Source organism: Butyricicoccus sp., from assembly GCF_050872565.1.
Taxonomy (GTDB): domain Bacteria; phylum Bacillota; class Clostridia; order Oscillospirales; family Butyricicoccaceae; genus Butyricicoccus_A.
The window spans coordinates 1-6,418 of the sequence record NZ_JBNMHC010000114.1; the positions used below are offsets into that span (position 1 = coordinate 1).

The 6,418-nt window shown below is 45.0% G+C and carries 6 protein-coding genes and 1 pseudogene; all 7 read right to left on the reverse strand.

Annotation, left to right across the window (positions count from 1 at the left end):
• On the reverse strand, nucleotides 1-929 hold a 929-nt coding region (locus ACR0P9_RS06180), incomplete at its 3' end, for an ABC transporter transmembrane domain-containing protein (RefSeq protein WP_432618329.1).
• A 3-nt stretch (nucleotides 930-932) separates the two neighbouring features.
• Nucleotides 933-2,702, reverse strand: a complete 1,770-nt coding sequence (locus ACR0P9_RS06185) for an ABC transporter ATP-binding protein (RefSeq protein ID WP_432618331.1) — start codon at nucleotides 2,700-2,702, stop codon at nucleotides 933-935.
• Nucleotides 2,703-2,717: 15 nt separating this feature from the next.
• On the reverse strand, nucleotides 2,718-3,464 hold the full coding sequence (locus tag ACR0P9_RS06190) for a hypothetical protein (protein ID WP_432618333.1): 747 nt from the start codon (nucleotides 3,462-3,464) through the stop codon (nucleotides 2,718-2,720).
• Nucleotides 3,465-3,541: 77 nt separating this feature from the next.
• Complete coding sequence (locus tag ACR0P9_RS06195; protein WP_432618335.1) at nucleotides 3,542-4,519, reverse strand: helix-turn-helix transcriptional regulator; 978 nt, start codon at nucleotides 4,517-4,519, stop codon at nucleotides 3,542-3,544.
• A 92-nt stretch (nucleotides 4,520-4,611) separates the two neighbouring features.
• Nucleotides 4,612-5,121 carry a pyridoxamine 5'-phosphate oxidase family protein gene (locus tag ACR0P9_RS06200; protein ID WP_432618337.1) on the reverse strand — a complete coding sequence of 170 codons (510 nt, stop codon included), beginning with the start codon at nucleotides 5,119-5,121 and terminating at the stop codon, nucleotides 4,612-4,614.
• A 1-nt stretch (nucleotide 5,122) separates the two neighbouring features.
• Nucleotides 5,123-6,070, reverse strand: a complete 948-nt coding sequence (locus ACR0P9_RS06205; protein ID WP_432618339.1) for an AraC family transcriptional regulator — start codon at nucleotides 6,068-6,070, stop codon at nucleotides 5,123-5,125.
• A 23-nt stretch (nucleotides 6,071-6,093) separates the two neighbouring features.
• Nucleotides 6,094-6,418 (reverse strand): annotated as a pseudogene (locus tag ACR0P9_RS06210) (phosphopentomutase); the annotation flags it as partial.

A 6,418-nucleotide genomic window follows, 5' to 3' on the forward strand; every position in this document is an offset into this window, starting at 1 on the left:
CGTCCAACATTCGTTCGCATGGAAATCACCGCCGCAAGATTTTGTAAGGCGCTCTGCATCGGGTCATACAGACGGGAAGCAACAAGCAAAAACATAAACAATGTCAATACACTGATCTCGCCATTTATCAGCAGCACAGCACCGGTGAGTGCAACCGACGCGATACCCAGCTTCAATACCATTCCGGCAGAGGTCACAAACACAGCATTGGTCAGTTCCGCAGTGATGGAATGCTTTTCCACATCACGAATCTTTTGAGATAGTCCAGTCAAATATGCCTGTTCCGCATTATTGGCCTTTAAATCACGGAGGGCTTCAATATATTTTTGAATGCCGTCGGCACATGTCATTTTTACCGACATTGTTTTTGCCTGTACACGATCCTGTACCTTATAACTTAGCAACACAATAAGAATAGACACTGGAATCACCCACAGTGCAGCTAATGCCATGCGCGGCTCAAAGAAAAACAGTCCAAGTGCAATCAGCACCGTAGAAAGGAGAGAACCAAAAAGTCCCGGAATGAAGTGTGAGCAGGTCTTTTCCAACACTTCGCAGTCCGCCATAATCGTGCTGGTCAAGTCGGCAAGATCTTTCTTTCCAAAAAAGGATAATGGAAGCTTACGAAGACGTTCTGCCAGTTGCAGGCGGCGTTTTCCGCTCTCTTCATACGTAGTAAAGTATGTGTTGTTGTATTGAAACCATGTGGTAATGAGAATCACAGCAAAGCATACCATACAGCCAACGACGTAAAAAGCGATTCGACTGCGCAATGCCGTACCATTCAGTATATCAGCAACGAGAAAATATAAAAGAGATACCGGAAGCATGAATGCAATATCTTGAAATGTGCAGGCAATCACACCTTTTATCAAGCCAACCGCGCCTTCACTGGAGCTGGCGGTTGCATGTTGAATCCGTTTTATCATAAGTTATCCCTCCTTTGCAACCTTCCATGCAACAGAAGCCTGATAATCCTGCCACATTTTTGCAAACAAACCATTTTTTCGGCGCAGCATATCCGGCTTACCGGATTCTGCAATTTTTCCATCTTCCACGACATAAATACAGTCGGCATCTGCAACCGTAGACAGACGATGTGCAATCATAATGACAGTCTTTCCCTTTGCGAGTTCGGCAAAAGCTTTCTGTACCTTGGCTTCATTGTCCGGGTCGGCAAAGGCTGTTGCTTCATCCAAGATCAAAATCGGTGCATGTTTCAGCATAGCGCGGGCAATAGCAATACGCTGCTGTTCTCCGCCGGAGAGATACGTTCCCTTGGTTCCGATAATCGTATGCACACCATTTGGGAGCTTTTCAATAATATCTGTGCACTGTGCAGCTTGCAACGCTGCCAGGACTTCCTGTTCAGATGCATTCGGCTTTCCCATTTTTACATTATCCAAAATAGAAGCCTTGACCAATTTGCTGTTCTGGAATACAAACGATACAGTATTCATCAACTCATCTTTAGAAATATCCTGGACATCTACACCGCCGATTTTAATGCTGCCGCTTTTTACATCGAAGAAACGGGAAATCAGACCCGCTAAAGTGGATTTGCCGCCACCGGATGCACCGACAAATGCAACTGTCTGTCCGGCCGAAATAGAGAGCGAAACATCACGAATGACATCTGTGGTTCCGTCATAGCTGAATCGAACATTCTCCAACTGCACGGATGCATCGGAAGGATGTGATGGGACAGTGTTTTCCGGCATCGGCTGTGCATTCAGCACACTGTCAACACGTTCGAGTGCATCAACAACAATCATGTTGTTTTCACTCATATACATGATTTTTGTCAAAGTCAGAGAAATGACCGGTGTGATAATAATATAAAACAACAGATTCAGTAGAAATTCTTGTGTTATGCCTCCTTTGGTAAGCACGATGGCACCAACAATCAAAAACGCAAATACGCCGTTGATCGCTGCGGTATACAGCATCATAGGAATGCGAAGCTCTTTGGTATAGGCAACAACCCATTTTTCATATTCATCAATCGTCCCTTTGAACTTTTTGAATGAGAAAACAGACTGTCCGAAGGTCTTGACCACTGGAATGCCACGCACATATTCCACAGCTTCATTGGACATGGCTGCCAGTGCGTTGCTATACTGCCGCATTTTTTCTGCCATGCGTTCTCCTGTCATTGTCGACATAATGACAAAAGCGAGTGCAACCGGAACAAGGCTGAGCAGACCCAGCCGCCAATCAAAGACCAACAACAGCACAAGCAGACCGACCGGTGTTGCAAACGCGGCATATTGATCGGGCAGCTGATGGGCAAGATACGTTTCTGTCGCACCAGTGCTGTCGTTGATGATCTTGCGCAGTTTGCCGCTGCCGAAGCTGTCAACAAAGCCGAGCGGCAGTTTCACCATATGCTCTACCGCTGCCAAACGCATATTCGTCGCGACACGAAACGCAGAAAGATGCGAGCACAACAGCGCAACAATGTAGATGAAAAACGAGGCAATGGCAAAAATGACAGCCATCCAACCGTAATGCGGCAGATTTTGCGCAGCAGCGTAGTCCGGCGCAACAGTGAGCACATCATTTAGAATCTTCCAGATATACCAAAACGGAATCAGTTCAACAATTGCGCTAATGGCAGACAATACCCAAGAAGCATAGGTAAAATAGCGATAGCCTCCGGCATAACCCATCAGTCTCGATAAATTGGATTGCTTTTTCAAGAAAAACACCTTCTTTTATTGTTTATCAGAAAGATTTTCGGAAGCAAACAACGCAATGACATCATGCATGGTCTGTTCGGTATAATCTGCCGAGATAGCAGCGGCATTCCAATACGCGTAATTTCCTTCAAACCAACTCTGTAAATCGTCAAGATTCTCAGCATAACGGAATTCCAAATGATACGTGGTTTCCATTGTGTCCGGCGTAAAGGCAAAATAGGTAAATTGACCAGCGTCTTTATCCTTACTCTGATAGAAGATGAAGTTGTTTTCGTTTTCCACATCGATTTTCTGATAGGTATGAGAGAATATCTCGTTTCCCTGCTCATCAAGACCGGTAATCGTGTCGCCGTTCATGACAAACTTCTTCACACCGCCGATAAAGTAGCAGTCGAAACGGGCGTTATTCGGGTCAGCTGCATACTGCTCTGCGACATCTGCGCCGTACGACTCTGCGGTGCACATGCTGAGCAGCTTATCCGTTGCGGAGGCAGCATTTTCTTCTCCGACTAACGGCGCGGCAGCGTCCAGCCACAGCTGACGGTATTCTTCTTTGGACATTTCAGGGAACAATTCGATATACGTCCCGCTAATTTGGGATAGATAATCTGAGGAATCGGAATTTGCTTCTGCAGAACCAACTACTGCAGTCGTTGCAGAACCGGTGTCTGCCGCTGGTGCATTGGTATCCGTCTGACCGCAGGCGCACACAGAGAGCAGACAAGTGAGACCCAGCATTAATGAAAGAATTTTTTTGTACATATACATTACCTCCTGATTGTGAATACAATTAGTTTCAGCTAACTACGAAGCAGTATAGCATACCTGCGGTCATTGTACTAGCCCATTTTGGTTTGAATACTCCGTTTTGACGATTCACTTGCTTTGGCGCGGTATTGCGAAGGTGTCATGCCATACCGGTTTTTAAAAGCTGCTGTAAATTTACTGGCATTGTCATAACCGGCATCCTGCGCAATCTCCGTAATGCGTTTGCCGCTCGTTGTCAGCTCAACAGATGCCTGTTCTAAGCGATACTCTCTGATATAGTGATAGATAGGCATTCCATAAATCTGCTTGAAAAGCTTTTGCAGATGAGAAACCGAAATATCATGCGCTGCGGCAAGCTGAGACAGAGAAACATACTTGTCTCGATTGGTCAATAGATGGTCGCGAATATGCTGAATCCGTTCAATCTGATAATTGGAATGATATAATCCGTTTTGCTCGCTTCTCGGAATGCGGCTGAGTAACATCAGCAGTTCTATGACCTTGAGCTGAAGATACGGAAAATCAAAATAAGCCGTGTTTTCATATAACTCTCGAAATACGTGCTCACATCGAGGGCCCGCCGAGCCAATCCTATACCACTTTTCACCCAAAAGATTTTGCTTCAATGCGGCAAAATCTACAGAAAATGCCGGTGTATTGCGCCGCATCCAGTTTTCTGCGGCTGCCGGATTTATTTCCAAGCAAATGCCTTCGTAATATCCCAGTGGAAAATAGGACATAGATTTTGCGCCGTGAAGCCCATCATAGCAGCTGATGGCCATATCTCCCGGTTTTAGCAGCACATGATCCCGCAGAGAAAATCCTGTTTCAAAGCGTCCATTCACGCAAAAATTGATCTCTAACGTCCCAATTTGTGTGCGTATCTCCGTATAAGATTGCATTTCCAGCTGCATCAGCATAATACTGACACCATCAAAAAAACGATAGCAATGTATCTCTCCGTTTCCATTGGCATTTTCAAAGCCGCCCGTCTGTCCAAGCAAGCAAGAGATCGGTGAATCTTCATTGTGATAAATCATATCTATCATTGCCGGTTGTCCTCTCAATGCATATAGTTAGAAAACAGTAACTATTACTTTTTTGAAAAGCCGCATTTCTGCGGCCTTTCTGTTATATTGTCTCAAAATTCATAGTGCTGTCTAGAATCAAAACCATCTTTCTTAAACCTGGAACTAAGAAAATCAATACGTGTCGGTGTGATCTTAATTAAATGCAGCATGTGCGCAACTTTTTCCAATGCTGCATCGGGAATATTCTTGTGCCGCGCCGCCTTGCGAAATTCATCCGAATCCGAATCAATCAGCTGTGCCACACCGGAAACCTGCATTCCGTTAAGCTTTCCAAATCCTTGATAGCTGTCAAAAATCGCCAAACATACTTGTTTGTTGTGTGCCAAGGCTTGAAACTTCAAGCCGCCCTCGGAAAACATCCAGAATGCCCCGTCATAATAGGTATATTCAATCGGTGTGCAGCGCACAAATTCACCGCTTCCCGTCGCCAGAGCACAGGTATTATTTGCCTGAATATACGTCTCTATCGCTTTCCATAAAGCATCTCTGTCCATCTGTTTGGATGTCGCTTCTTTTTCCGTCCAATACGCAGCAGCCTTGCTGTATTCTTCTTGTGTCATGTCAGACGCTCCTCTCTAGTTTTCCTTGCTTGGCAAACTGTTTTGGTGTCAAGCCAAAGGCACGGCGAAAAACGCGGTCAAAATATCCCACATTGTCAAATCCTACTGAAACCGCAATGTCCGATACGGTGCCATGTGAGGCCAACAACAGTTCTTTGGCTCGATGCAGGCGATAATCATTCAAATAGCCGACCGGCGACGTCTGCATACCTGAACGAAAACAACGCAGTGCCGCACTCTTACTAATATTTGCCGAATGAGCAATATCATCCAATGTGATTTTTTCGGCAAAATGATCCCAAATAAACTGCATCATCTTTCGCAGCCGCGCCTGCGCCAGTATATTTTTATTTTCCCATTGTTCTGTCTCTTCTCGATACAACACATGAAATAATCTCGCCCACAGCTCCGAAATTCCCGCTTGAATACGCAATTCCGTCAAATCATTTTCAGCCAGACAAATGGTCACAATATGGTGATATAATTCGCACACTTCCCGCTCCCAACTCTCTGTCTGATGCATGACAAGAAACGGCTTTCCGTGCTGTACAATCGGACGAACATATTTTTCATAAATCAGAGAAGAACTTGGTGCAATCATCTCTGGCAAAAACAAAATATCTGAAAAAACACATTGCTCTTCCCGATATTTTTGCGGTGCTTGATATTTATGAATCACGCCGCTATTGATGATAAATGTATCTCCTTCATGTAATACAATGGTCTCATCTCCAATATGGCATTCTATCGCACCTTGCAAAATTTCAACAAATTCCAACTCTCGGTGCCAATGCCATTCCACGGCTTCCAATCTGCTCCAGTTAAAGTGTTCTTTGTAATATTGAAACGGAAAACGCTCGGTTCCATGCCGCTTTATTTCGCGAAGTGTTTCATCCGTCACAATATTGACATCTTTTTCCGTCAATACGGTAATAAAATCCCTCTGCAAGCGTTTTCCCCTCTCTGTAATGATTACAATAACTCGGACAAAATAGACGTTCCGATGGTGTTTTCCGGCATGTGCAAGTCGAAATTATCTAGAATGGACGCGCCAATCACAGCAAATGTCGGCTGTTCTTCCAACTTTCTTCCCTCTTTCATAGACGGAGAATACGCGATAAACGGTACGCGCTCACGAGTATGATCGGTGCCTGTGTGTATCGGGTCATTTCCGTGATCTGCAGTCAGAATTAACAAGTCATCCTCTCGAAGCAGCGGCAGCAGCTCGCCCAATTTTACATCAAACCGTTCGATTTCCTGTGCATATCCAACCGGATTGCGCCGATGCCCCCACAAC